This is a genomic window from Neorhizobium huautlense (assembly GCF_030811685.1).
GTDB lineage: Bacteria > Pseudomonadota > Alphaproteobacteria > Rhizobiales > Rhizobiaceae > Neorhizobium > Neorhizobium huautlense_A.
Window position 1 is genome coordinate 442,222 of sequence record NZ_JAUSRF010000001.1, and the last position, 25,673, is coordinate 467,894.

A 25,673-nucleotide genomic window follows, 5' to 3' on the forward strand; every position below is an offset into this window, starting at 1 on the left:
GAACTCGGAACCAAGCATGACCGCATCCGCCACCGCCTCAAAGGCGGGCTGGAGAGTAAAGCAGCCGAGCATCATCCCGGGTTTCGGGCTGACACTCGGCTTTTCGCTCACCTACCTGTCGCTGATCATTCTCATTCCCATAACCGGCCTGCTCTGGCGCACGGCCGAACTCGGCTGGTCCGGCTTTTTCGCCATCCTAACCGATGAACGCACCATCCGGGCGCTAACCGTTTCCTTCGGCACGGCCTTTGCCGCAGCCCTCATCAACGTCATCTTCGGTACCATTCTCGCCTGGGTGCTGACCCGTTACCGGTTTCCCGGCCGCCGGCTGATCGATGCCATGGTGGACCTGCCATTTGCGCTGCCCACGGCCGTTGCCGGCATCGCCTTTGCTTCGCTTTATGCGCCGAATGGCTGGATCGGTTCGCTGTTCATGCCCTTCCGCATCGCGTTCACACCTTACGGCATCGTCATTGCCCTGATCTTCATCGGCCTGCCCTTCGTGGTGCGCACGGTGCAACCGATCATGGAGGAAATCGACGGTGAGGTGGAGGAAGCCGCCGCCACACTTGGCGCCAACCGTTTCCAGACCATCTTCCAGGTGCTGCTGCCGAGCCTCACGCCCGCCGTCCTCACCGGTTTTGCGCTCGCTTTCGCGCGTGGCGTCGGGGAATATGGCTCGGTCATCTTCATCGCCGGCAATATCCCCTATGTCTCGGAAATCGCGCCGCTGCTGATCGTCATCCGGCTGGAAGAATTCAACTATGCCGGCGCCACCGCGATCGCCACGATCATGCTATTGATCTCGTTCGCCATGCTGCTGGTGATCAATCTCATCCAGGCCTGGAGCCGCAGGAGGTATGGCAATGTCTGATAACCGCCGCACCTTCCGCAACCCTGCCGACGAAGGTTTTGCCACCAAGCTCGTGCTCGTAGGCCTGTCGCTCGTTTTCCTCGCCTTCTTCCTTTTCCTGCCACTCGTGTCCGTCTTCGTCGAAGCCTTTCGCGAAGGTTGGGTCACCTATGAGGAAGCGCTGACCGAACCCGATGCCTGGGCCGCCATCCAGCTGACGCTCACGGTCGCCGCCATCGCCGTGCCGCTCAATCTCGTTTTCGGCCTTGCCGCTGCATGGGCCATCGCCAAGTTCGAGTTCAAGGGCAAGGCGTTTCTCATCACCCTGATCGATCTGCCGTTTTCCATCTCGCCGGTCATTTCGGGTCTGGTCTATGTGCTTCTGTTCGGTTCGGGCAGCCTGCTCGGCCCATTCCTCAAAAGTTACGGCATCGAGATCCTGTTCGCTGTGCCCGGCATCGTGCTTGCCACAGTCTTCGTCACCTTCCCCTTTGTCGCCCGCGAACTCATTCCGCTCATGCAGGATCAGGGCACGGGGGATGAGGAAGCGGCTCTCTCTTTGGGCGCCTCCGGCTGGCAGACTTTCTGGTACGTGACGCTGCCGAACGTGAAATGGGGCCTGCTTTACGGCGTGCTGCTCTGTAACGCCCGCGCCATGGGCGAGTTCGGCGCCGTCTCGGTCGTCTCCGGCCGTATTCGCGGCCTCACCAACACCATGCCGCTGCATGTCGAGATCCTTTATAACGAGTACAACATGGTCGCGGCCTTCGCGGTGGCCTCGCTGCTCGCCCTTCTGGCGCTCGTCACGCTTGCTCTCAAAACCCTTCTCGAACTTCGGTTCGGTGCCGGCGCCGCCGGCGGCAGACACTAAAAGGCCGTTCGCATGGAAGTTCGCATCAACAATATCCGCAAGGAATTCGACCGTTTCGCAGCCCTTCACGATGTTTCGCTGGACATCGCGTCGGGTGAACTGATCGCCCTGCTTGGTCCCTCCGGTTCAGGCAAGACCACGCTTCTGCGCCTGATCGCCGGGTTGGATTTCCCGACCGATGGCAAAATCTTCTTCGGAGAGGAAGACGCTTCGCACCATTCCGTGCAGGAGCGTCACGTCGGTTTCGTGTTCCAGCATTATGCTCTGTTCCGCCACATGACGGTGGCGCAGAATATCGGGTTTGGCTTGAAGGTGCGCCCATCCGCCACCCGTCCACCCAAGGCCGAGATCAAGAAGCGTGTTTCCGATCTGCTCGACATGGTGCAACTGTCAGGGCTCGAAAACCGCTATCCGAACCAGCTTTCCGGCGGTCAGCGCCAGCGCGTGGCGCTTGCCCGCGCCATGGCCATCGAACCGCGCATCCTGCTGCTCGACGAACCTTTTGGCGCACTCGATGCCAAGGTGAGGAAAGAACTGCGTCGCTGGCTGCGCGAGTTTCATGATCGCACCGGCCATACCACGGTTTTCGTTACCCACGATCAGGAAGAGGCGCTGGAACTGGCAGACCGTGTCGTCGTCATGAGCCAGGGAAAGATCGAACAGGTCGGTTCCGCCGATGATGTCTATGACCGCCCGCAATCGCCCTTCGTGTTTTCCTTCATCGGTGAATCCTCGCATCTGCCGGTCGAGGTGAAGGATGGCGCTGTGTTGTTCCAGGGCGAACCGATCGGCCTTTCTGAAGGTGAAAATACCACCGGCGACCTGTTCTTCCGCCCGGAAGACGTGGTGTTGACCGACGAGCAACATGCGCTATCGGGCAAGGTAACCGCCTGTCGCCGTCTCGCCGGCACGCGCATTGCCGAGATCGATATCGCGAATAACGGCCACGCGCCCTTCCACGTGGAGGTCGAAGTGCCACTGCATGCGCCCATTGAACTGGGGGCCGAAACGCGCTTTCGGCCCACCCGCTGGAAAATCTTTTCAAAATAGACATGGCTTGGAGGGCAGGTGAAAATTCTGCCCTTTTCAGCGCTTCCCGCCGAACGCGTAAGTTTCGCTAAATGATCATTTGCTAAATAAGGCCTGTTCATCGTTCTGGCAGGTCTCTCATGGCTCAAAGTGCCCACACACCCGCCGCTGCCTCCGCGCTGCGCGACACGCATGCCACACAATCCGTAGAACGGCCAAGGGGCCGACAGGATCGCAGCCTGATGTTTTTCTTCGCGCTGGTAACGGTGACGACCTTTCTGGCCACCATGCTGCTGGTGGAGGACAACCTGTTCGTGCTTGGCTGGAAAAGCCTGTTGTCCCTGCTGCCCAACGGCAACACCGATGTGCATTTCGCAACGCCTGTTTTTGTCGCCGTCTGAAACTCCGTGGCCTGAAACGCGCTATCAGCGGCGTCAGTTGAACAACTGCAGCAGGCCCTGGCTGTTCGAGTTGGCGATGGAAAGCGATTGCACGGCCAGTTGCTGTTGTGTCTGCAATGCCTTCAGCCGGGTCGATTCCCAGTCCATGTCGGCATCCACCAGCTTGCCGATACCGGCATCGAACGTGTCCATCAGTTCCATGGCGAAATCGTTCTGCATGTCGATGCGCGATTTGAGCGAACCGAGGTCGGCCGCGGATTCGATCGCAAGCGTCAGCATGTGCTCTACGCCCCTGATGTATTCGTCGGTGCTGTAGGTATTCGTGGTGAGGTCGATCTCGTCGAGGTCGTAGCGCAGCGACCATCCTTCGCTGGAAACGATATCGGTCATCTCGAACACGGCGGCCTTGCCACCGTAACCGGGATAAAAATCCTGATTGGGGGTAAAGGTCAACTCCGAGCCCGAAACGCGGATTTCCAGGCCTTGATCGGTCATGCCGGTATCATCGATGGCCGCACGAATGACCTCAGCCAGTTCGTCCGCGCTGTTGACCTGCCCGGTGGTGATGCCAAGCGTGGAATTGACCCTCGCTTCAGTCACCGTCACTGAAACGGGATCATCGGCATTCATACGAAACGTGAAGGAAAGATCGATGCCGCCCGCCAGTGTGAAAGGGCCATTAAACGACGTCGTCGCGCTCTCATAGAGATTGTCGTAATTGCTGTAAGGGGTATCGGCGAGGCCCATCGTGTTGGTGCCCGCCAGATTGGTGGTCACGTTTTCCAGGTAGATGCTGGAGCCGACAAGACCCGAGGTCTCGCGCGTCGCGATCGTAAACGATCCGGGAAAATGCGAGAGATAGGGTAGCGACGGATTGTAGGGATCGGTTGAATAAACGTCCACCGGCGCGCCGGCATTGGCAAATACGTGTTCGAGAACCCGCTCCCATTGGTCCGGCGTGGAAATGGTGTTGCTGCCGATCGCAGCATTTACGGCCGCCTGGTCGATGGCGATATCGTGAACCTGTCCGGTTGCTTCCTCCGGGCTGCGATCGACAACCAGCCTGAACGAGATGTTGCTGCCCGCACCAAATGTTGCCGGCCCCGCCAGCGTATGGGTCTGGCTGCCGCGCGGACGAAAATTGTCGTGCACTGTCGGCGGCAGTTCGTTGAACACCGGTGGCGGGTCTTTCTGCAAAAGGCCGCCGCCATCGCTGTTGAACATGCTGGATGCCTTCAGATCCAGTTCGATCGTATCCAGCGATACCGAACCGGTGCGTGAACGACTGAAGGAAGAGATCAGGTTATCCGTCAAGGCAGGTGCCTCAGCCAGGTGCATCGGTACGCCGCTCACAAGCCAGTTCTGCCCGTTGAAGCTTGCTGCATCGGCAATGCTTCTGGCCTGTCCGGCAAGCTGGGTGATCTCCTTCTGTACCTTGGCCTTGTCGACGCCCGGCTCTGAAGCGGCCACAAGCTTGGCCTTCACGTCGGATATTATATCGACGATAGCACTCGTTGCCGTATAGGCGGTATCGGCCATGGCTGCACTGAGGCCAAGGGCATCCGAAACGGCAGATATGGTCTTGCTGTCGGAACGCATGGTGGTGGAGATCGACCAGTAGGCGGCATTGTCGGATGCCTGCGTTATACGCAGCCCGCTGGAAACATGGTTCTGTGTCTGATCGAGCTCGCCACCGACAGACCGCAAGGTCTGGAGAGCTGCAATAGCGGCCGTGTTCGTCACGATACTCGTCATCAGAAATCCACCGAGAATAACAATTCGACGCCCCGTTTTGGCAAATCGAACCGATCACAGATGGTATGCAGACGGTTAAAATTTTACGTAAATTTACATGTAAAAAATATAGTTTAGAGTCTTAATGCGATATCTTGTCGCTAAATATTGTCGATGCAAGTCTATCCATGTGGGCGCACCTGTGGGGTTGCGCTTTGCGCAAGAAGTTTAATCGTGCGGTGCATTTGTCTGTCTTGCGAAAGCAATTCAGCCGCGATAGGCGACCAGAACCGCGCCGACAGCAATGAAGCAAACACCAAGCCAGTTGGGCAGCGACAGTTTTTCACCGAGAAATGTGACGCCGAATATGGCGACCAGAACCACGCTCATCTTGTCGATCGGCGCGACGCGAGCCGCATCGCCCAGCTTCAGCGCGCGAAAATAGCAGAGCCATGAAGCGCCGGTGGCAAGGCCGGAAAGCACGAGAAACACCCATGTTCTGGTGGATATCGTATTGACCGGCTGCCACCCGCCGATGATCGACAGGATTGCCGCCAGCACGACGAGAATGACGATGGTGCGGATAAAGGTGGCGAAATCGGAATTGATATTTTCGATACCGATCTTGGCGAAAACGGCGGTCAGGGCGGCGAAGATGGCGGACATCACGGCCCAGAATTGCCAGCTCAGAAGCATGTTGAAATTGTCCGTATGGGTCAAAAGATTCGTGAGAGTATGTTTAAGAACCTAAAGTATCGCATCAAAAATCGCAGCTTAATTTGAAGGCCCTTACAATGCCACTGACGGTGCCTATGCCGCAACGCAGCCGAAAAAATTAAAGCATCTTCATCCGAACTCAAAAATGATATATAGCGCCGATATCATCTATCGGAGGCGATCATGCGCACATTGGTTGATATTGGGGACGCGGATATCGAGGAACTCGATCGTATCGCCCAAACCGAAAATGTTTCCCGCGCTTCACTGATCCGTAATGCCGTGCGGGATTACCTCGGTAAAAATGCAAAACAAAAACAAATCGTAGCCTTTGGCCTGTGGGCTGAGGGTGCTGTCGATGGTCTGGAATTTCAGCAGAAGATTCGAAGCGAATGGTGAAAGCGCTATTCGATACGAATATCTTGATCGATTATCTCAATGGTGTTGGTAAAGCACGTGACGAATTGGACCGATATGTCGATACCAGCATCAGCATAATCACCTGGATGGAGGTGTTGGTAGGAGCCAGGCCGCAAGTGGCTGCGGCGACACGCGAATTCCTTCAGAGCTTTGAGGTTGTTCCGATCGATCAGGTGGTCGCGGAGCGAGCGGTGATCTTGCGGCAGAAATACAGGATGCGCTTGCCCGACGCGATCATCTGGGCAAGTGCTGAAACCGAGGGCAAATTGCTTGTCACGCGCAATACGAAGGATTTTCCGGCAGACGCACCCGGCATTCGCATACCCTATATGATTTGACTACCGGTCGCTGATTTCCGCCCGAGGATTGATCCAGGGCTCCTGATTGGAACGCGGCAGCGGCGTTTTCCCGAGAATATGATCCGCGGCCTTCTCTCCCGTCATGATCGACGGGCCGTTGAGATTGCCATAGGTCACGTGCGGAAAAATCGATGAATCCGCCACCCGCAGCCCCTCGACACCGATCACCCGGCATTCCGGATCGACCACGGTCATGGGGTCATCCGCGCGCCCCATCCGGCAGGTGCCGCAGGGGTGGTAGGCGCTTTCCAGATGTTGCCGCAGGAAGGCATCGATCTCTGCGTCCGACTGTACGGCCTCGCCCGGCTGGATTTCCGGGCCGCGATAATCGTCGAATGCTTTTTGCGCAAAAATCTCGCGGGTGAGGCGCACGCAGTGGCGGAACTTTTCCCAGTCCTCCGGGTGGCTCATATAGTTGAAGCGGATGACCGGATCGTCCTTCGGATCGGAAGAGCGCAGGGTGACGTTGCCGCGCGATTTCGACAGGTTGTAACCGACATGGACCTGAAAACCGTGGCTTTTCGCTGCCGCCTTCCCGTCATAGGAAATCGCCACCGGCAGGAAATGGAACTGGATATCCGGCTGTTTTACTCCCGGTGCGGAGCGCAGGAAGGCGCAGGCCTCGAACTGGTTGGAGGCGCCAAGGCCGCCCTTGGTCATCAACCATTGCGCACCCGCCACACCCTGCCAGAACCATGGCAGCCAGGAATACAGCGAGACCGGCTTGGTCGAGACCTGCTGGAAATAAAATTCCATATGGTCCTGCAGGTTGGCGCCCACCCCCGGCCGGTCCACCTTCACCTCGATGCCCATCTCTTTCAGATGTTCGGCCGGACCGATGCCCGACAGCATCAGCAGCTTTGGCGAGTTGAACGAGGAGGCGGCAACGATCACCTCGCGGTTGGCCCTGATCACCTCCGTCTTGCCACGGCGGGAAATTTCGACGCCGACGGCACGGCCGTTCTCGATCACCACCCTGTTGGCGAAACCGTAAACCACCTCGACATTTTTCCGCTTCATCGCCGGCCGCAGATAGGCATTGGCGGCAGACCAGCGACGACCATTGTGAATGGTCTGCTCCATCAGCCCAAAACCTTCCTGCTTCGAGCCGTTATAATCATCCGTGGTTTCAAAACCGGCCTGGTTGCCCGCCTTGATGAAGGCATGGAACAGCGGATTGGTTACCGGCCCGCGCCGCACATGCAAGGGGCCATCAGTGCCGCGCCATCCGACCTCGCCGCCTTGTGAGGTTTCCATGCGCTTGAAATAGGGCAGCACGTCCGCATAGGCCCAGCCGGAAGCGCCCAGTTCCTCCCAACGATTGTAATCCTCGGCGTGGCCGCGTACGTAGACAAGGCCGTTGATGGAGGACGAACCGCCCAGCACCTTTCCACGCGGCGCGGTGATGCGGCGGTTGTCGAGATTCGGCTCGGGTTCGGACAGATAACCCCAGTTATAACGCTTCATGCTCATCGGCCAGGCCAGTGCGCCCGGCATCTGGATGAACGGCCCGATATCCGATCCGCCGGCTTCGATGACGATTACCGAATGTTTGCCGTCTTCCGAAAGGCGATAAGCCATGGCGGAACCCGCCGAGCCGGAACCGATGATGACGAAGTCTGCCTGCATTTGTTCAATCCATGGTTGAGTCAATTATAGCGGCTGGCTATATTGATGGGATGAAGCCGGTTCAGTATTCTCACGTCGCGCAAAAGAGCCTGAACCGGATGCAGCCGAAACGACGAGCTGCCATCAGGGCGAAGGTGGATGCGTTCGCACGCGGCGAAAGGGTCGATCTCAAAAGGCTGACAGGCAGTCTGCTTGTTCGCATCCGGGTCGGCACTGACAGGGTCATCATCGATGAGAAAACCAACCTTGTCGTTGTGGTAGATGTCGGGCCCAGAGGCGGTGTCTACAAGGAGTGAATGATGGGTGCCTTCAACCGAACCGTCATCGACGGAAAGCCGTTCGTTCTTGTCCCCGAAGAAGAATTCGAGGACATGATGGACGTGATCATGGCCAAGGAAATCATGGCCCGCATCGAGGCAGGGGAAGAAACCTGGCCGGCCGAACTTGTCTATGAACTGTTCGACACCGACAGCCGCATCCGCACCTATCGTAATTATCGCAAGCTGAGCATCGCCGAACTCGCCGAAGCTGCCAACATCACGGAACCCACCCTGTCCGAGATCGAGACCGGCAAGACAACCGGTTCCGTCGATGAGCTGAAACGCATCGCGGTCGCCCTCAAGGTCGATCTCGACGATCTTGTCGTGGACATGGTGGACTGACTCCATCCTCAATACGGCGCCTCGACCTTGCCCATGCCAACATAAACCGTCTTCAACTCGGAATAATGCTCCAGCGCGGCAAGCGAGTTTTCGCGTCCAAAACCGGACTGCTTTGATCCACCAAAGGGAATTTCCACCGGGCAGAGATTGTAGGTGTTGATCCACAAGGTCCCGGCATCCAGTTGATCCACCACCCGGTGGCCACGCGTCAGGTCGGCGGTGAACACACCGGCCGCCAGACCGAATTCCGTCGTGTTGGCGCGGGCAATCACCTCGGCCTCGTCGTCGAAATCGAGCACGCACATGACCGGCCCAAAAATTTCCTCGCGGGCAATCGTCATGTCGTCTGTCACATCGGCAAACACGGTCGGCTGGATGTAATAGCCCTCGCCGGTGACATGGTTCGGCAAGCCGCCGCCGGTGATGAGCGTCGCGCCCTCCGCCTTGCCCTTGTCGATATAGGACAGCACCTTTTGGCGCTGCTCGAAGGAGACCATCGGGCCCATCTGGGTGGCCTCATCCAGCGGTTCGCCGATGACGATGTTTTCCGTGCGTGCCTTCAGTTTGCTCAGAAATTCCTGCTTGATCGCCTTCTGAACGAACACGCGCGTACCGTTGGAGCACACCTGTCCCGTCGAATAGAAATTGCCGAGCATGGCGCCGCCAACGGCGCTGTCGAGATCGGCATCGTCGAACACGATCAGTGGCGATTTCCCGCCAAGCTCCATTGTCACATGTTTGAGGTTGCCGGCCGCCGCTGCCGCCACCTTGCGGCCTGTCGGCACCGATCCGGTCAGCGAAACCTTTGCGACGTCGGGATGATTGACCAGCAGAGGGCCGGTCGAACGGTCGCCCTGAATGACGTTGAACAGGCCTTTGGGAAGGCCGGCCTCGATCAGGATCTCGGCAATCTTCAAGGCGCCCAACGGGGTATTTTCCGAAGGCTTGAACACCATGGCATTGCCGGCGGCCAGTGCCGGGGCCGCCTTCCAGCAGGCGATCTGTTGCGGATAGTTCCAGGCGCCGATACCGACGCAGACGCCGAGCGGCACGCGTTTGGTATAGGCAAAATCGCCACCCAGCGGGATATAGTCGCCATTCAGCCCGGCTGGGATCACGCCGCCGAAAAATTCAAAACTGTCGGCACCCGAGGTCGGGTCGGCGACGATGGTTTCCTGAATCGGCTTGCCGGTATCCAGCGTCTCGAGTTCCGAAAGCGCGCGGTTGCGCTCGCGCATAATGTCGGCTGCGCGGCGCAGGATGCGGCCACGTGCGGTCGGGCTCATTGCTGCCCATTCCGGCTGGGCACGTTTGGCGGCGGCAATCGCCTTTTCCACGATGGCAGGTGTTGCGGCATGCAGGCGGGCAATCACCTCGCCGGTTGCCGGGTAAAGGCTGTCGAAGGCGGTGCCTTCGGTGTCTTCCACGTATTCGCCATCGATAAAGTGGCTTGCTGTCGGTTGTGCGCGCATATCATTCTCCCCGCGGGTAACGCTTGGATTCTTCGAGATTGTCGAGGTTCATGTGGTTGCGCATATAGCGCTCGGATGCCTTTTGCAGCGGCTGGTGATCCCAGGGATAATAGGCACCGTTGCGCAGCGCCTCGTAAACCACCCAGCGACGCGCCTGGCTTTCGCGCACGGCGGCGTCGAAGGCGCCCATGTCCCAGCGCGCCTCGCGCTTTTTGCGGAATTTCACCACCACCTCCGCAAAATCCGGGTTTCCCGCGAGGTTATTGAGTTCCTGCGGGTCACTGTCGAGATCGAAAAGCTGGTCCGGGTCGAGCGTGCAGTGAATGTATTTCCACTGGCCTTCGCGAATGGCCACGAGCGGCGCATAGGAGGCTTCGGCGGCATATTCCATCAACACTGGCGTTGTACGAACACCACCATCGATCACCGGTTTCAGGCTTTCGCCATCCGTCCACGGCTCGATCTCGTCCATGGAAATGCCGGCAAGGTCGCACAACGTCGGCGTCACGTCGAGGTTGGAGACCGGCACGGTATGGAGGCCGGGCGTTACGCCGGGCCCGGCAATCATCAGCGGCACGCGGGCAGACCCTTCAAAGAAGTTCATCTTGAACCACAGGCCGCGCTCGCCCAGCATGTCGCCGTGGTCGGAGCAGAACAGGATCAGCGTATCGTCCAGCTGGCGGGTGCGCGTCAGCGTGTCGATCAGCTCCCCCACCTTCTCGTCGAGATAGGAAATATTGGCGAAATAGCTTTGACGCGAGCGACGGATGTTTTCCTCGGTGATATCGAAGCTCGCATAGTCGCAGGATTTGAGGATGCGCGCAGAATGCGGGTCGTGTTCCGGGAGCATGCCGACCTCCGGCATCAGGTGCGGGCAGTCCTCATACAGATCCCAGAATTTTTTGCGCGCCACATAGGGGTCGTGCGGATGGGTGAACGAAACCGTAAGCGCCCAGGGGCGACGGTCGGCATCGTCGCGTTCGCGGGAAAGGTGGTAGATCTTCTGGTTGGCGAGAAAGGCGACCTCGTCATCATATTCCATCTGATTGGTGATCTCGGCCACGCCCGCGCCGGTCACCGAACCCATATTGTGATACCACCAGTCGATGCGCTCGCCCGGCTTGCGGTAGTCCGGCGTCCAGCCGAAATCGGCGGGGTAGATGTCGGTGGTCAGACGTTCCTCGAACCCGTGCATCTGGTCCGGCCCGACGAAATGCATTTTTCCGGAAAGTGCCGTGTAATAGCCGGCGCGCCGCAGATGGTGCGCATAGGTCGGGATGGACGAGACATATTCGGCGGCGTTGTCGTAAACCCGCGTGCGGCTCGGCAGCTGTCCGGCCATGAACGAGGCGCGGGCCGGCGCGCAGAGCGGCGAGGACGTATAGTTGTTCTTGAACCGTGCCGAACGGGCGGCCAGCGCCTTCATGTGCGGTGCATGCAGAAAATCCGCCGGGCCATCCGGGAAAAACGTCCCGTTCAGCTGGTCGACCATGATGATGAGAATGTTCGGGCGGGTCTGGCTCACGGCGTTTCGGTGTCCTTCAGAAAGGGCTTGAGCTGCATGTCGAGATAATCTTCGGTCAGCCGGATCGGTGCTTCTGCGCCAAGCGGCGAGGCGTTCAGGCTCTGGCGGATATACAGGCCATCGATCATCGCCGCCACGCCTTCGGCAATTCTGGCCGCATCATCGGGTGGGCACAGCTGTGTCAGCGCATGTATCAGGTTGGAGCGCAGCCGCCGCGTATAGATGATCAACAGGCGCCGCACCTCCTCGGAGCGTTGCGCCTCCACATAAAAGGCCAGCCATGCCGCCACCGTCTCGGTATCGAACTGATCGGCATGAAACGACACGCGGATCACCGCCGACAATCTTTTTCGCGCACTGTTCGCGCCCTGAAGTGCTGTCACCAGATTGGCGCGCAGCCGCGCCAGCAGGCTCTGGATGGTGGCGATCACCAGCTGCTGTTTGCTGCCGAAATAATGATGGGCGAGAGCCGCCGAAACGCCGGCCTCGCGGGCGATTTCGGACATGGTCACATCCAGTGAACCATGGCTGCCGATCGTGCGCAACGCGGCATCCACCAGCGCCTTTCGGCGTAACGGTTCCATCCCGATGCGTGGCATATGGCTCCCCTGTTTTGCGGAGAGCTTATTTTTGATTGAGTGATCAATCAATATCCAGCGGCGACATTTTTTGTTGTGTTTGGTGTGGGGTGGAGGAACGGGTAATTCACTCCAAAACAGTCTTTGCGTGTATTGACGCCTATGTCATTATGACCGCATGCGCAAAGGCTATGTCTACATTCTGGCATCGAAGCGTAACGGCACGCTGTATACTGGCATGACCAGCGACCTTTCGGGGCGCCTATATGATCATCAGAACGAACTGACGCCGGGTTTCACCAGCCGGTATGGTGTAAAGACACTTGTGTGGTTCGAAGAACATGACCTGATCGTTGATGCCATTCGTCGGGAAAAGACCATCAAGAAATGGCCGCGAGCGTGGAAGCTCAATCTGATCGAGGAAATGAACCCGGATTGGCAGGATATTGCGCATTATCTGCATGGCCTATGATCAGATCGCAGCGCCTATTTCACGTCTTGGTGTTTCCTTTCTTCCGTCATTCCTGTGCTTGTCACAGGAATCCAGCACCGCCGCGTCTGCGGCGCGCAAGACTCGCTGACGGTCACAGCCGAAGGAAGAGTTCTCTCACCGCGCGGACGCGCGGTGGCTGGATCCCGGCTCAAGGCCGGGATGACGCAGACAAGAGATCGCATCGCCACCATCCATCTATGCATTTCCAGCCCACACGATACTTCACCTGCTTCCGCTACCGGGGTGATACGCGAGACGTTCGCGCTCAGGCGGGGTGTCGCGCGTGGACGCCAATCCGTATCTCCAAAATGCTTGTTTAGAAAAATGCCAGCTACCCTTTGATTAAAAAGGACCTTTTCCGTCATAAAAGCTTCATCAAACCTTCATGTAAGGCTAAGTCATTTTTGACCATTTGCTGCGAGCGTCCGGCCAGAATTTTTGTGATACTGCAGTGGAGATTGCCGATGTCGGCAGCGCCGTCACTCGAGCCGGACATGTTCCGACGTTATGCCAATGACCAACTGGTCACGCTGGGCAAACTCGTTCTTGAAAACGCCTTCCAGCCCATTGTCGAAGTCGGTACCGGCACGGTTTTCGGTTACGAATCCCTGATGCGCGGCTGCGACCGTCTCGGTTTCGAAACGCCGCTGCAATTGCTCGATCAGGCCGCCGAAACCGGCCAGCTTCTGCCGCTCGAACAAATGATGGCCAGCCGCGCGCTTGCCAAATTCGCCACGCTACCGGATTTTTCCGATGCCACGCTGTTCCTCAATCTCGATGTCCGCCTGATCTGCCAAGGCGAGGAATTTGTCGAAAGGCTGATCCAGCATCTGCGCAATGCGCATGTGCCGCCGTCCTCCGTCTGCTTCGAATTGTCCGAACGTTTCGACAATACCAGCGTGCCGGAATTTGCAGCGCTGATGACCACCATGCGCAAGGTCGGCTTCAAGATCGCCATCGACGATTTCGGTGTCGGCCACAGCGAAATGAAGCTCCTGAGCGATTATCAGGTCGATTACCTGAAGATAGACCGCCATTTCATCGCCGGTTTCGACAAGAGCTCGCGCAAGCGCCATCTGGTCAAGAACATCGTCAACATCGCCCATGTGCTCGGCGTGCGGGTCATCGCCGAAGGTGTGGAGACGGAAGCGGAATTCCTGGCCTGCCGCGAACTCGGCGTCGATCTCATCCAGGGCTGGTTCGTTGCCAAGCCCACCACTTTCATCAACGAGCTGCAGCCGTCCTTCGCGCATCTGGCGGAACTCGGCCGCACCCGCCGCGCCAATCAGTCACTCGACGAAATCCTGATCCGCAAGCAGATCGAGCGTCTGCCGACCGTTTACGAACACGAGTCGATCGACAGCGTGTTCGAACTGTTTCGTCGCAATCCGCGCCAGCCGTTTTTCCCGGTCCTGAACGCCAATGGCGAACCGCGCGGCATCATCCACGAATACCATCTGAAGGAATTCATCTATCAGCCGTTCGGGCGCGACCTTCTGAAAAACAAGGTCTATGAGCGCACGATCTCGCATTTCGTCGATCATGCGCCGACCGTCGGCCTCGATGCCAATGCCGAGCGGCTGATGTCGATCTTTGCCAATATGGATGGCAGCGATTGCGTCATCCTCACCGAAAACATGCGTTATGCCGGTGTCGTTTCGGCGGCCTCGCTGATCAAGATCATCAATGAAAAACGCCTGAAGAGCGCGCAGGACCAGAACCCACTCACCGGCCTGCCGGGCAATCTCGCCATCCGCGATTTCATGCAAGGGGCGGGTCGCGATGACGAGCAGACCCGCTTTTTCTGTTATTGCGACTTCGACAATTTCAAGCCGTTCAACGACCATTACGGTTTCCAGATCGGTGACCACGCTATCTCGCTGTTTGCGGCGCTGATGAAGCGCTACTTCTTCTCCGAGGGCGATTTCCTCGGCCATGTCGGCGGCGATGACTTTTTCATTGGCGTCAGCGGCTGGTCGCTGGAAGAAATCAGCGAAATTCTCGGCCGACTGCTCAGCGATTTCCATGATGATGTCGTGCAGTTCTATTCGCCGCAGGAACGCGCCGAAGGCCGTATCAAGGGGCATGACCGCTCCGGCGTGGAGCGCTATTTTCCTCTGCTGCGCTGCTCCATCGGTGTCATCGAGCTGCCGGAAGGCCTTCTTCTCGATGATGTCGGCCGCGTCAGTGCCGAGATCGCCGCCATCAAGGCATCGTCCAAGGAAAGCGAGAGCGGGCTGGTGTTTCGCATGTTCGGCGGCGGCGAGCCCGATCTGCTGTCCAACCTGCGCGGGGGAGCGACGTAACGCCGCCTTCCCATATTTCAGCAGCTGCTCTAATTCGATGACGACAGCCACGAATTCGATGGGAGAGAGTTTTGACGATGCTGCCGAACCAGATGCGCTATATCGACCTGCCTTCCTTTGGCGGGCCTGAGGTCATGAGCTTTGCGACCGGTCCGTTGCCGGTCGCCCGCGCCGGAGAAATCCTCGTGAAAGTCGAGGCGGCTGGTATCAATCGACCCGATGTGCAGCAGCGCAAGGGCGCCTATCCACCGCCGAAGGATGCCAGCCCGATCCTCGGTCTGGAAATTGCAGGCGAAGTTGTCGCCGTCGGTGAGGGCGTTGCCGAATTCAAGGTTGGCGACAAGGTTTGTGCGCTGGCAAACGGCGGCGCTTATGCGCAATATTGCGCAGTCCCCGCCGGTCAGGCCCTGCCGTGGCCCAAGGGGTATGATGCGGTGAAGGCCGCGGCGCTTTGCGAAACCTTCTTCACCGTCTGGGCCAATCTTTTCCAGATGGCAGGGCTTACCGAAGGCGAAAGCGTGCTGATCCATGGCGGCTCCAGTGGTATCGGCACCACCGCCATCCAGCTTGCCAAAGCTTTTGGCGCAACCGTTTACACCACGGTCGGTTCGGAGGAAAAACGCGCAGCCTGCGAAAAGCTCGGTGCAAAACGGGCGATCAATTACAAGACCGAGGACTTTGCCGAAGTCGTCAAGGCAGAGACCGGTAGTGCCGGCGTCGATGCCGTGCTCGACATGATCGGTGCCGATTATCTGGAAAAGAACCTCTCGGTGCTGGCCAAGGACGGCTGCCTGTCGATCATCGCCTTCCTCGGCGGCAATGTTGCGGAAAAGGTCAATCTCACCCCGATCATGGTCAAGCGCCTGACGGTCACCGGCTCGACCATGCGCCCGCGCACGGCCGAGGAAAAACGCGCCATTCGTGATGATCTCAAAAGCCAGGTCTGGCCGCTGCTGGAGGCCGGTACGGTTGCCCCGGTCATCCATTCCGTCCTGCCATTCGAACAAGTGAGCGAAGCGCATAGGCTGATGGAAACCAGCAGCCATATCGGCAAGATCGTGCTGAAGCTTTGAAAGGAAAACGAGCAATCTGCTCAGGCTTGCGCATGCTAAGTTGAGCCGGCTCATTTTGCAATGCACATATATTCGCACTTCGTTACATAACTTGCCTTGCAACGGCAGACCGGGCCACCTACCTTTTAATCATCGTCAACGTAATGAAAGGAAGGTGATCCAATGTCTAATGAGATTTCGGTCTGTGTTACGGGCAATGGAAAGGTGGCGGTCTCGACGGGGCAGCCCTCGGCCTGAACCACATCTTCCTATCGGACCGCAGTGATGCGCTCCGGGTTCGTTACAGGACCAAAGCTCATGGAGGGTCGCGAAAGCGGCCCTTTTTGCATTTTTGCCCTCTCATTGATCCTTCGCAATTCAATCGATGCAAATATGCATGGCTGGAGTGCCGATTGCGCGCTTTTGGTGCATCCTTTTGAGGCGTATATAAGGGTCATCGAAGACAAGAGAGCGCCAATGACCGGCAGCTAGGCTTCGAAAACCCAAGGAAAGGGGATCATCATGAACGTCGTACGCACACTCAACAACTGGCGCAAATTCCGTCAGACCGTCACGGAACTCGACCGTATGTCCCCGCGCGAGCTGGAAGACCTCGGCATCGAGCGTCACAATATCCGTCGCTTCGCGCGCACGGCAAACGGCCTCTGAGCCGAAATACTCCCAAGATCGTTCAACGCCCGCTCCACCGCGGGCGTTTTGCGTTTTGTGCATGGCTTATGGGCCTAAATGCCGATTCTTCCGATCGCCGGCACCTTGATGCCCGGGTTGGCAAAATCGAGCCCGGCCACAAGGCCTAAGAAATGCAACTCCAAACCGCTGCGCATGCCCGCCGAAAAACCGAGAATACCCCGCAGCGTGACATGCAGGTCGCGGCCATCGGCATCGACATGCCAGAAATCACCATCCGGCAGGTAATCACGCCCCACCGCGTGCGGCGGCAGTACCGCACCCAGTTCCGGCACGTTTCGCAAGACATAAGCCACGAACGTATTGGAATTCGGCCCCGGCCAGATCGTATAGCCGCCCGGTTCGGAATAAGGGTAGGCGGCGATGGCGCCCTCGATTTTCGGGATCAGCAACTCGGCTTCCGCACCCTTCGCCTGTGCCACCAGTTGCGGCGGATTGGAATACCAGTAGGCGTCCGGCGGCCGGTGATTGCGGCGGATCGGGCTACCCCAGCCGACCTTGTCGTAACGCACGTAACTGCTAGCGCCCTTTTCCTTGGTCACGATCCAGGCGTGGCTGGCCACGGCCCCTTTCAGCCCGCCGGTGGCGGCCGAAAAGATATAGACGGCCGCCTCATCGCTGCTTTGCGGCTCCGGCAGGATATGGGCAGATCCCCAATTGGCCTCGCTCCAGCGACCCGGCCGGTCCTTCATGGCCCACAGACCTGCCGCAGCAAAGGTCGGCAGCAGATAAACGACAAAAATCAAAAGCAACAATCGCTTCAGATATTTCACCTAGTGTCCTCGTCATGAATGGGAGTATGCGGATGGGAACTGTTCGCCCGCTCCGGGAGGATGACAGCAGCAAATGAGCGAGAGAGCCATGCAAAACCCCGTTACCGTTGAAGTCACCCGCGGCAATCGTGTTGAAAGCGTTCACCGGGGTCTCGCCGCCATCGTCGACGGTGATGGCAAGGTGGTTTTTTCACTTGGCAATATTGAGGCAGAGGTATTTCCGCGTTCGGCCTGCAAGGCCATGCAGGCGCTGCCGCTGATCGAAAGTGGCGCTGCCGATGCCTTTGGCCTGACGAACCGCGAACTGGCGCTCGCCTGCTCTTCGCATTCCGGCGAGGATGGCCATGTGGAAACCGCCGCCGGCATGCTCGCCAAGGCCGGCCATGATCTGTCCGTTCTGGAATGCGGCGCGCACTGGTCGAGCGACCAGCAGACGCTGATCCATCAGGCCCGCACGCTGAAGGCGCCGACGGCCCTGCATAACAATTGCTCCGGCAAACATTCCGGTTTCATCTGCACCTGTGTTCAGATGGGCATCGATCCAAAAGGCTACGTTGGTTACGATCACCCGCTGCAGGCGGAAATTCGCGGCGTCATGGAAAACCTGACAGGTGCGGCGCTCGGTCACGAAAGCTGCGGCACCGATGGCTGCTCTATCCCCACCTACGCCGCGCCGCTCAAGGGCCTTGCCCACGGGTTTGCAAAAATGCTGACCGGCAACGGTCTCGGTGCGGAGCGTGCGAAAGCCTCCAAGCGGCTGTTCGATGCCTGCATGGCCGAGCCCTTTTATGTGGCCGGCACCAACCGCGCCTGCACGAAACTGATGGAGCTTGCCCCCGGCCGTATCTTTGCCAAGACCGGTGCCGAGGGCGTATTCGTCGCCGCCCTGCCGGAGAAGGGCGTGGCGATTGCCACAAAATGTGAGGACGGCACGACGCGTGCCGCCGAAGCCATGGTGTTTGCGCTGATCGCCCGTTGCCTCGACAAGGGCGATGCGTTGCGCGAGCAGCTTCTCGGCATGGCCAACCGGCCGATGAAAAACTGGAACGGCATCCATGTCGGCGATATCAGGGTGACGGACGCGTTGTTTGCCTGATCGAGAACGAGTGTCTTGTCGGGCCCCAAGTCAAGGGCGCGCAATGGAGCTTCGCCTTCGCCTATCTGTCGGTGATGTCCGGCTGACTGAAGTGGCGCGCGGAACAATGGCCGGCAAACTCGGAAATGCGCCTTGCCGCTTCCGGGGCATTTGCCTGCAATAGAAAATGCGGCCCTTCAATCGTCTGCACCACATCCGGTGCAATCATGAAATCCAGCGACATCCTCGACGGTACCAGTCGATCATGGGATGCGCACAGATACATGATCGGTACTGCCAGATGGCTCAGCTTCTCTCTGACATCGACTTTCAGAATTTCGCGCAGGCGTCCGGCAATCGTGGCGGCCGGAACCTGTTTGATCACGGCCCCGAACTTCTCGGTAAATCGTCTGGATGCCCATTGGCCCATGACAAGTGGCTGAGCCAACCAGGCAAGCGGGCGGGATCCGATCGGCAGAACCCTGGCCGCAGCCGTCATCCATGCAGGTAAGGTGACCGGCGTTCTGGCGAAGGTCGCGACAAACACCACGCCCTTTAGCCCGGCAGGTTTCCGAGAGGCAATCATGGCTGCGAGCGGCCCGGAAAAGGACTCGGCGACAATCACGAAATCGCCTTCGGGCAACCTGTCCTCTACCCATGAACGGAGATCCTCATATCGATACAAATCCGTGGGGTATTCGATCACGACAGGGCTATGGACCGTCTCGAGCAGCTCTTCGATCTCGGAGAAAAATTTCCCGGTCCCGTCCAGACCAGACAGCATGATGATGTTCATTCCGGACCGGTTGCTCCCATTCATTTGAGCAGGAATGGATATCGATCGTGAAAAGGATCGCCCCATCATACTCTGGCGTCTTGCGCCGCCCATCGATCAATGCGCGGCGCTTTGTCCGGTTATGCCGGTTCCTTGTTGCGGGCTTCCCACATGGTCTTGAAGGCCGGGCGGCTCTGGCAGGTTTCCAGCCACGTCTTCAGCGCCGGGCGCTCGTCCAGAAGCGGCGCATGGCCCTGCGCGTAACGAACACATTCCGCTACGTTGATATCTGCAACGGTAAAGCGACCGCCGACCATGTGGCTGTTGGTGGACAGGTGCTGTTCCAGCACATCGAACGGCCGCTTCAGCCGCCGGGCGGCAACGTCGATCACCGTCCTGCCCTCTTCGCTTTCCTGTTCTCCTCGGGCAATCGTGCTGGAAATATCGAGCGCCGGGGTTTCCACGCTGGTGGCCGTGAAAAGGGACCACTGCACCATCAGCGCTTCCTCATCGATATCCTTCGGCCCGAGATCGCCGCCATATTTGCGGGCGATATAGAGGCTGATGGCCAGCGATTCATGCAGAACGAAACCGTCGTCATCCATGGAAGGGATCGAGCCCATCGGATTGACGGCCAGAAAATCCGGGGAAAGCGTGTTGAGCGGCGCTTCCGGCTGCAAGGGTTCACTGATGCGATAGGCCTGAATAACCGGGGAAAGACGGAAAGGATGGTTGAGTTCGGTAAGGAGCCAGAGCGGGCGCGTGGCGCGCGAGCGGTAGACACCATAGATCGTCAGCATGCGAATCCTCCATGATTGATGGTGCACAAGCTATGGGGCGGATGCTTCAAGGGGAAGATCAATCGGCGTGCGCGACCCATGAAATCTTGCGATGGGTTTGCCGCTAGCAATTTCAGACCACACGGTTGCCCATCACCGTCAGTTGCGGAAATCCTGCCGCATCATGCGCCAGTTCGCTGCTCGCAACATCATGCCAGCGATGGCCGATCACGCCACCGCCCGGCACGCGTTCGAACAGGTTGTTGCTGATGACGGCGCTGCCGGCGCCTTCCGCCACGGAAACGGCACAGCCTGTCTTTGCCTGTCGCACCACATTGCCGTTCACGACGACATTGCGCAGGTAAGGCCCCCAGCCGAGAAGCAGGCCGAAACGCGGTGCGTTTTCGATGACATTGCCGGACACCACAGTGTCCGCCTCGACGCTGATCCCGAGCCCGAAAAACGTGTCGGACTGTTCATAGGGCGCGGTGAGCGAAAGGTTGCGCACGATGTTGCCGCTGACCGTCGCCAGCCGTCCGCCCTCGTTGAAATTGACGATGGAGATGCCGTTGGCGGCGCCATCCACCAGATTGCCACTGACGATCGCGCCTTCGAAACCGAATTCGGAATAGATCGCCGTTTCGCCGGAAGCGAGGCACTGGTTGTTGGCGATCTGCACGTTCGATCCGGCATTGGAGCGAATGGCGGAAAAGGCGGAAGCGGAAATATGGTTGCCCGTCACCTGCACATTGTCGGCACGGTAGATGTTGATAGCGTTGCCATATTGGCCCGTGCCACCATTGGTGGCGCGCGTGCCGGTGATGCGGTTGCCGCTGACAAGCGTGCCGTCCGGCCCCTTGGTCCAGCGATGCACGAGGATGCCGCCATTGCCGCAATCGGCCACCGTGTTGCCGGTAATGGCAAGGCCGGTGCTTTCGATGGCAAGCACCGCGTAATCGGCAGCACTGGTGATGCGGCAGTGATCGATGCGGCCGCCACAGCGTTCCAGCTGAATGGCTGTCTTGGTGGAGCCGATGATTTCGCAATTGTCGATGATTACCTCGCCGACATTGCGCATGTGGACCATTGCCGGTGCCTCATCGCCAAGCGCACGGCCCGCGCCGTCGAGCACGAGGTTGGATAGTTCGATGCGTCTTGCCCCATCTGCGCGGAAAAAATGGCCGCTGCCGTCATGAATAAGTTTCGTTGCGCCACCCACCCCATGAAGCCGCGTACCATCCGGCAGATCGAGATTAGAGACACGATAGGTGCCGGGTGGCAGAAACACCGGCTGGTTTTCGCGCGCGGCTGCGGTGATGATGTCGGCAAGCCTTTTGTCTTGTTCGTCCGGTGCTCCGGGCACCATGCCGGCCGAGCCCGCATCAATGCCGCCGCGCAGATTTGTGGTGCCGATGACAGGCTGCGATGCGGCCATGGTGATTCGTTCGGCGAGCAACAGACCGGCGCTCGTCACGGTCATCGTGAGTGCCATGCGGCGCGACATGACTAACTTTGCGTTCATACGGTCCCACCATATTTCTGCGAGTGATTTGTCGTGCCAATTCGATACACGGATAGGCGGATATCGATTTCGTTAGCCCGCAAAAGTTTCAAAATGTTCCGATCTTCTTAATTAAGGATAAGGAATTGTCGCCCATCATTCCTCATGTGGGCGGTGGGACTCCCCGACGATGATTGTCAGAAGGAGAAGCATGGATGAGCAGTGCCATGTTGCGGGAGGTCGTCTCGGAGGACCATCTCGATGCGCTGGATGAACTCCGCTATCAACTGCTCCGAATTTCCACCTCCGGTGAACTGGGTGACGATCAAAGAGAGCTTCTGAAACGAGCGCTGGAAGCTGCCAGCATTCTCGATGATTTTCCTGAATATTTCTATATCAAGGACCGTCGCAGCCGATACGTTTATGTAAACGCCGCTGCCGCTGTGGCATGCGGGGATTATGTTGCCGGCGGTATGCTCGGCACGACGATTTTCGACCATATCCGGCTGGAAAAGGCCGAAGAGATTTTTATGGTCGAGCAGCAGCTCATGTCGGTCGGAACCGGCGTGGTTGCGCGCGAAGAATTCATCGAAGTGCTGGATCGCGAGCCGATCTGGCTGCTGACGACGAAGACGCCTTTGCGCAATGAAGCAGGCGAGGTGATCGGCCTTCTCGGCTTGTCGCGCGACATTACCGAGCGCAAGCGGCAGGAAGAATTGCGGCGGTGTCATGCCACGCTTCTGGAAATGATCGCGCGTGGCCAGCCGCTTCCAAAAGTTCTGGATGCGCTGACGCAACTGGTCGAGCAGCAGTTGAGCGATGTTTCGGCATCGGTGTTGCTGATGGAGGAAGGTTCGGACCGGTTGCGCCATGGGTCTGCACCGAGCCTGCCCGACACCTATGTGAAACTGATCGACGGTGTCGAAATCGGTCCGCGCATGGGCTCCTGCGGCACCGCCGCCTGGCGGCGGTCGCGTGTCATCGTCAGCGATATCGAGAACGATCCGCTCTGGCATTCGTTTGCCGATCTGGCGCTGGTTTTCGGTTTTCGCGCCTGCTGGTCCAATCCGATCATGGCGCCCGATGGCGAAGTGCTCGGCACCGTTGCGCTTTATGCCCGCAGCGTGCGCGAGCCGACCGAACTGGAGCTGGAACTGATGGCGGTGGCCACGGACATTGCCGGCATCGCCATCGAACGTGCACGCAGCGAAGAGCGTATTCGCCACATGGCGCATCACGATGCTCTGACGGGCTTGCCGAACCGGACATTGTTCTGGACACAGTTCAACCGTGTTCTGCTTGAAGCCAAAAGGTCGGGAAACAAGGTGACCGTCGCCTATATCGATCTCGACAATTTCAAGCACATCAACGATCGTTTCGGCCATGCGGCGGGGGACGAAGTGTTGAAAGTGCTGGCCGCCCGCATGAAAACCTGCATACGCGCCAGTGATCTCCTGGTGCGCCTCGGCGGCGATGAGTTTGCCATCGTCTTCCCCAACAGCTTTCAGGATGAGCCGGGCGTCGTTCGCCGCCTGCAGGAGCTGCGATCGGCATTGTCCTCGCCTGTCGTTGTGGAGAATAACCTGATACGGCCGGGCTGCAGCATGGGGGCCGCGTTCTTTCCGCAGGATGGAAACACGCCGGAAAGCCTGCTGGCAAGCGCCGACCGGGCCATGTACGAGGCCAAGGGGCATGGCCGGGATTGTCTGCGCATGTCCCATCCGCTGCTGGCGGATGGATCGGGGATTTAGCGGGCAATGATCTTGTCAGAAGCGGGCGGCAGGCCCGCCGGCTCGCCGGTCTTGTCCGTCGCCTGATAGACATCCTCGAAGCCGTCGACAAAGCGCGCAAACAGCCGCGCAAAATCCTGTCGGTCCTCAGCGCTCCAGTCATCGGTCATCTGTTCAATCAACCCGTGTTTGACGCTGCGGATTTCGCGCAACAGCGTTTCGCCAAGCTCCGTTGGTGCGATCAGCGAGCGGCGGCCGTCTTCTTGCGAAGCATCACGCCTCAGAATTCCGCGTGTCACCAGATCCGCCACCAGACGGCTGCCGCGTGACGGATCGATGCGCATGGCATCGGCAATGGCACCCACCGTCACCTCGCCACCCGCCTGCGCAATGCGCCGGCTGACGTCGAGCACGTCGAGATCCGTCAGTTCCAACCCCGGCGCGATATTGGCAATGGCGATGCGGCCGACAATGCGTCGCCCAATCAGGAAACGCATGCGCGTCAGCGTCTGGCCGATATCGATGATCGAGTCACCGTGTTCGGGTCGATCCGTCGGCTGCTGCGGTTGGGACATGGCGGGCGGTGTGGTCTTGGTCATGACGCCTTGTAGCAAATCTTGATGTGATGGTGAACATGTAAATGCTGATCGCAAAAATGTGCTGTTGACTATTATATGCTAAAAGCACATAAATTTGCCAGTTCTAGCGAAAGTTCCCTCATGGACATGTCTCAGCCGGCGTTTCAGTCGCTGGTGGCCGATCCCAAACGCCGCCTGCTTCTCTTTTTCTTCCTGATGTTTTCGATGTTCATGGCGACGCTGGATAACCAGATCGTCTCGACCGCGCTGCCCACCATCGTTGGGGAGTTCGGACAGCTGGAGCGTTTCGGCTGGATCGGCTCGTCCTATCTTCTGGCCAGCAGCGCCGTCATGCCGGTCTATGGCAAGCTCGGTGATCTGTTCGGTCGCAAATATGTGATGATCGCGGCGATCACGCTTTTCACCATCGGTTCACTGATCTGCGGTCTCGCATGGTCGATGGAATCGCTGATCGCTGCCCGTGTGTTTCAGGGGCTTGGTGGCGGCGGCATTCTGGTGTCGATCTTTTCCGTCAATGCCGACCTGTTTGAGCCGCGAGAACGCGCCAAATATCAAAGCTATACCAGTCTGGTGATCATGGCCTCGGGCAGTGTCGGGCCGCTGCTCGGCGGCACGATGAGCGATCTGTTCGGCTGGCGTTCGATCTTTCTCATCAACCTGCCGATCGGCATCGTCGTGCTGACCGGTCTCGTTATTCTGCTTCCCTACAAGCGGCCGGAACGTCAGCCGAAAATCGATTACCTCGGTGCCGTGCTTCTGGCTGCCGCCATCTCGTGTTTCGTGCTGTTTGCCGACAGCGGCGAACTGTTTGGCTCGATCATCTCCGTTGAGAGCGCAATCGTCGTGGCTCTGTGCGCGGTCTGCATCGCCCTCTGGGTCGCGGTGGAAAAGCGTGCGGCCGAACCGATCGTGCCGCTGCGGCTATTCAAGGATTCGACCTTCACGCTGTCGCTGATCATTTCCGCCACCAGCGGATCGGTGGCGATCGGCATGGTTAATTATTTCGCGTTGTTTTTGCAAACGACGACGGGACTTTCGCCGACGGTGGCCGGATCGTTCTTTATCGCCGTCACCGTGGGTCTCGTTATCGGCTCGATCTCTGCAGGTCGCTTGATTGCCATGACGGGACGCTACAAGCCGTTCCTAGTGCTCGGTCTTTCGCTCAACTGCGTCTCGCTCGGCATCTTTTCGCAACTGCATGCCGGTACCTCGCTTTATGTCATCTTGCTGGTCATGCTGTTTCAGGGACTGGCGGTCGGTTTCGGCCAGCAGGCTCCCGTCATCGCCGTCCAGAATTCGGTGCCCAGAGGCGATATCGGTACGGCCACCGGCACGGTGACGCTGATGCGCATGGGCGGGGCGGCGATCGCCATTTCCATATACGGCGCCATCATCGCGGCCGGTCTTCGGGGCGCACAGGTGGCGATCCCCGGCGTTTCCGACATTCATTCGCTGACGCCAAAACTGATGGCGGCGCTGCCGGAGGCCTCGCGCCTCGCGGTCGCCGAAATTTATGCGGGGGCCTTTACCAACATGTTCCTCACCGCATCCGGCATTGCCGCTTTGGGACTCATCGCTGCCATTGCCATGAAGAATATCCGCCTGCCGTTTCGCGGCTGAACCACCCTTATC

General features: G+C 58.6%; 26 protein-coding genes. 15 read left to right on the top strand and 11 right to left on the bottom strand.

Annotated elements, in window-relative coordinates:
• The first annotated feature begins 16 nt into the window (after positions 1–16).
• The 4 genes from cysT (at position 17) to J2T09_RS01935 (ending at position 3,154) form a co-directional block, all read left to right on the top strand.
• Positions 17–874, top strand: coding sequence for a sulfate ABC transporter permease subunit CysT (gene cysT / locus J2T09_RS01920; protein ID WP_306830469.1), 858 nt, complete (start codon positions 17–19; stop codon positions 872–874).
• Entirely contained in the window at positions 867–1,724 is an 858-nt protein-coding gene (gene cysW, locus J2T09_RS01925) for a sulfate ABC transporter permease subunit CysW (RefSeq protein WP_306830470.1), read from the top strand. The genes cysT and cysW overlap by 8 nt, the downstream gene beginning before the upstream one ends.
• A gap of 12 nt (positions 1,725–1,736) precedes the next feature.
• Positions 1,737–2,774, top strand: a complete 1,038-nt coding sequence (locus J2T09_RS01930) for a sulfate/molybdate ABC transporter ATP-binding protein (protein ID WP_306830472.1) — start codon at positions 1,737–1,739, stop codon at positions 2,772–2,774.
• A 119-nt stretch (positions 2,775–2,893) separates the two neighbouring features.
• Entirely contained in the window at positions 2,894–3,154 is a 261-nt protein-coding gene (locus J2T09_RS01935) for a hypothetical protein (RefSeq protein WP_306830474.1), read from the top strand.
• A 33-nt stretch (positions 3,155–3,187) separates the two neighbouring features.
• Here the strand turns inward: J2T09_RS01935 and J2T09_RS01940 are convergent, their stop codons facing one another.
• Together J2T09_RS01940 and J2T09_RS01945 are read right to left on the bottom strand one after the other, a co-directional pair.
• Positions 3,188–4,909 (bottom strand): flagellin N-terminal helical domain-containing protein, encoded by a 1,722-nt coding sequence (locus J2T09_RS01940; RefSeq protein ID WP_306830476.1) that lies wholly within the window; start codon positions 4,907–4,909, stop codon positions 3,188–3,190.
• Positions 4,910–5,155: 246 nt separating this feature from the next.
• On the bottom strand, positions 5,156–5,584 hold the full coding sequence (locus J2T09_RS01945; RefSeq protein WP_306830478.1) for an EamA family transporter: 429 nt from the start codon (positions 5,582–5,584) through the stop codon (positions 5,156–5,158).
• A 204-nt stretch (positions 5,585–5,788) separates the two neighbouring features.
• Between J2T09_RS01945 and J2T09_RS01950 the strand changes: the two genes are divergently transcribed.
• The gene (locus J2T09_RS01950) at positions 5,789–6,004 is read left to right on the top strand and encodes a ribbon-helix-helix domain-containing protein (RefSeq protein WP_306830479.1); all 216 of its coding nucleotides are present in this window, start codon (positions 5,789–5,791) and stop codon (positions 6,002–6,004) included.
• A complete protein-coding gene (locus J2T09_RS01955) occupies positions 5,998–6,363 on the top strand; it encodes a type II toxin-antitoxin system VapC family toxin (RefSeq protein WP_306830482.1) in 366 nt (121 codons plus the stop codon). The genes J2T09_RS01950 and J2T09_RS01955 overlap by 7 nt, the downstream gene beginning before the upstream one ends.
• On the opposite strand, the gene betA is transcribed toward J2T09_RS01955, so the two are convergent.
• The gene (gene betA / locus J2T09_RS01960; RefSeq protein WP_306830483.1) at positions 6,364–8,013 is read right to left on the bottom strand and encodes a choline dehydrogenase; all 1,650 of its coding nucleotides are present in this window, start codon (positions 8,011–8,013) and stop codon (positions 6,364–6,366) included.
• Between the two features lie 11 nt (positions 8,014–8,024).
• Between betA and J2T09_RS01965 the strand changes: the two genes are divergently transcribed.
• Together J2T09_RS01965 and J2T09_RS01970 are read left to right on the top strand one after the other, a co-directional pair.
• Complete coding sequence (locus tag J2T09_RS01965) at positions 8,025–8,309, top strand: type II toxin-antitoxin system RelE family toxin (protein ID WP_306830485.1); 285 nt, start codon at positions 8,025–8,027, stop codon at positions 8,307–8,309.
• Between the two features lie 3 nt (positions 8,310–8,312).
• On the top strand, positions 8,313–8,675 hold the full coding sequence (locus J2T09_RS01970) for a helix-turn-helix domain-containing protein (protein WP_306830487.1): 363 nt from the start codon (positions 8,313–8,315) through the stop codon (positions 8,673–8,675).
• Positions 8,676–8,683: 8 nt separating this feature from the next.
• On the opposite strand, the gene betB is transcribed toward J2T09_RS01970, so the two are convergent.
• From betB to betI, 3 genes are read right to left on the bottom strand one after another with little or no spacing between them, the layout of a single operon-like run.
• The gene (gene betB / locus J2T09_RS01975; RefSeq protein WP_306830489.1) at positions 8,684–10,147 is read right to left on the bottom strand and encodes a betaine-aldehyde dehydrogenase; all 1,464 of its coding nucleotides are present in this window, start codon (positions 10,145–10,147) and stop codon (positions 8,684–8,686) included.
• Between the two features lies 1 nt (position 10,148).
• Positions 10,149–11,672 (bottom strand): choline-sulfatase, encoded by a 1,524-nt coding sequence (gene betC / locus J2T09_RS01980; protein WP_306830491.1) that lies wholly within the window; start codon positions 11,670–11,672, stop codon positions 10,149–10,151.
• The gene (betI, locus tag J2T09_RS01985; RefSeq protein WP_306830492.1) at positions 11,669–12,271 is read right to left on the bottom strand and encodes a transcriptional regulator BetI; all 603 of its coding nucleotides are present in this window, start codon (positions 12,269–12,271) and stop codon (positions 11,669–11,671) included. The genes betC and betI overlap by 4 nt, the downstream gene beginning before the upstream one ends.
• Before the next feature lie 157 nt (positions 12,272–12,428).
• On the opposite strand from betI, the gene J2T09_RS01990 reads away from it, so the two are divergent.
• The 4 genes from J2T09_RS01990 to J2T09_RS02005 all read left to right on the top strand — a co-directional run bounded on the left by J2T09_RS01990 (position 12,429) and on the right by J2T09_RS02005 (position 16,770).
• Complete coding sequence (locus tag J2T09_RS01990; protein ID WP_306830494.1) at positions 12,429–12,722, top strand: GIY-YIG nuclease family protein; 294 nt, start codon at positions 12,429–12,431, stop codon at positions 12,720–12,722.
• A 485-nt stretch (positions 12,723–13,207) separates the two neighbouring features.
• Entirely contained in the window at positions 13,208–15,049 is a 1,842-nt protein-coding gene (locus J2T09_RS01995) for a bifunctional diguanylate cyclase/phosphodiesterase (protein ID WP_306830497.1), read from the top strand.
• 77 nt (positions 15,050–15,126) lie between these two features.
• Positions 15,127–16,122, top strand: coding sequence for an NAD(P)H-quinone oxidoreductase (locus J2T09_RS02000; protein WP_306830795.1), 996 nt, complete (start codon positions 15,127–15,129; stop codon positions 16,120–16,122).
• A 501-nt stretch (positions 16,123–16,623) separates the two neighbouring features.
• Positions 16,624–16,770, top strand: coding sequence for a DUF1127 domain-containing protein (locus J2T09_RS02005; RefSeq protein ID WP_153354377.1), 147 nt, complete (start codon positions 16,624–16,626; stop codon positions 16,768–16,770).
• Between the two features lie 74 nt (positions 16,771–16,844).
• On the opposite strand, the gene J2T09_RS02010 is transcribed toward J2T09_RS02005, so the two are convergent.
• Entirely contained in the window at positions 16,845–17,582 is a 738-nt protein-coding gene (locus J2T09_RS02010) for a DUF3750 domain-containing protein (RefSeq protein WP_306830500.1), read from the bottom strand.
• A gap of 88 nt (positions 17,583–17,670) precedes the next feature.
• Between J2T09_RS02010 and J2T09_RS02015 the strand changes: the two genes are divergently transcribed.
• Positions 17,671–18,678 (top strand): asparaginase, encoded by a 1,008-nt coding sequence (locus J2T09_RS02015; protein ID WP_306830502.1) that lies wholly within the window; start codon positions 17,671–17,673, stop codon positions 18,676–18,678.
• A 61-nt stretch (positions 18,679–18,739) separates the two neighbouring features.
• On the opposite strand, the gene J2T09_RS02020 is transcribed toward J2T09_RS02015, so the two are convergent.
• From J2T09_RS02020 to J2T09_RS02030, 3 genes are all read right to left on the bottom strand, one after another.
• Positions 18,740–19,453: an alpha/beta fold hydrolase gene (locus J2T09_RS02020; RefSeq protein WP_306830504.1), complete on the bottom strand. Its 714-nt coding sequence runs from the start codon at positions 19,451–19,453 to the stop codon at positions 18,740–18,742.
• Between the two features lie 119 nt (positions 19,454–19,572).
• Positions 19,573–20,232: a glutathione S-transferase family protein gene (locus J2T09_RS02025; RefSeq protein ID WP_306830506.1), complete on the bottom strand. Its 660-nt coding sequence runs from the start codon at positions 20,230–20,232 to the stop codon at positions 19,573–19,575.
• Positions 20,233–20,344: 112 nt separating this feature from the next.
• Positions 20,345–21,733, bottom strand: coding sequence for a TIGR03808 family TAT-translocated repetitive protein (locus tag J2T09_RS02030; RefSeq protein WP_306830508.1), 1,389 nt, complete (start codon positions 21,731–21,733; stop codon positions 20,345–20,347).
• Between the two features lie 194 nt (positions 21,734–21,927).
• Between J2T09_RS02030 and J2T09_RS02035 the strand changes: the two genes are divergently transcribed.
• Positions 21,928–23,463 (top strand): diguanylate cyclase domain-containing protein, encoded by a 1,536-nt coding sequence (locus J2T09_RS02035; protein ID WP_306830510.1) that lies wholly within the window; start codon positions 21,928–21,930, stop codon positions 23,461–23,463.
• Here J2T09_RS02035 and J2T09_RS02040 read toward each other — a convergent pair.
• Positions 23,460–24,017, bottom strand: coding sequence for a MarR family winged helix-turn-helix transcriptional regulator (locus tag J2T09_RS02040; protein WP_306830797.1), 558 nt, complete (start codon positions 24,015–24,017; stop codon positions 23,460–23,462). The two genes, J2T09_RS02035 and J2T09_RS02040, sit on opposite strands and share 4 nt — an antisense overlap.
• Positions 24,018–24,161: 144 nt before the next feature.
• Between J2T09_RS02040 and J2T09_RS02045 the strand changes: the two genes are divergently transcribed.
• On the top strand, positions 24,162–25,661 hold the full coding sequence (locus J2T09_RS02045) for an MDR family MFS transporter (RefSeq protein WP_306830512.1): 1,500 nt from the start codon (positions 24,162–24,164) through the stop codon (positions 25,659–25,661).
• Positions 25,662–25,673 lie beyond the last annotated feature (12 nt).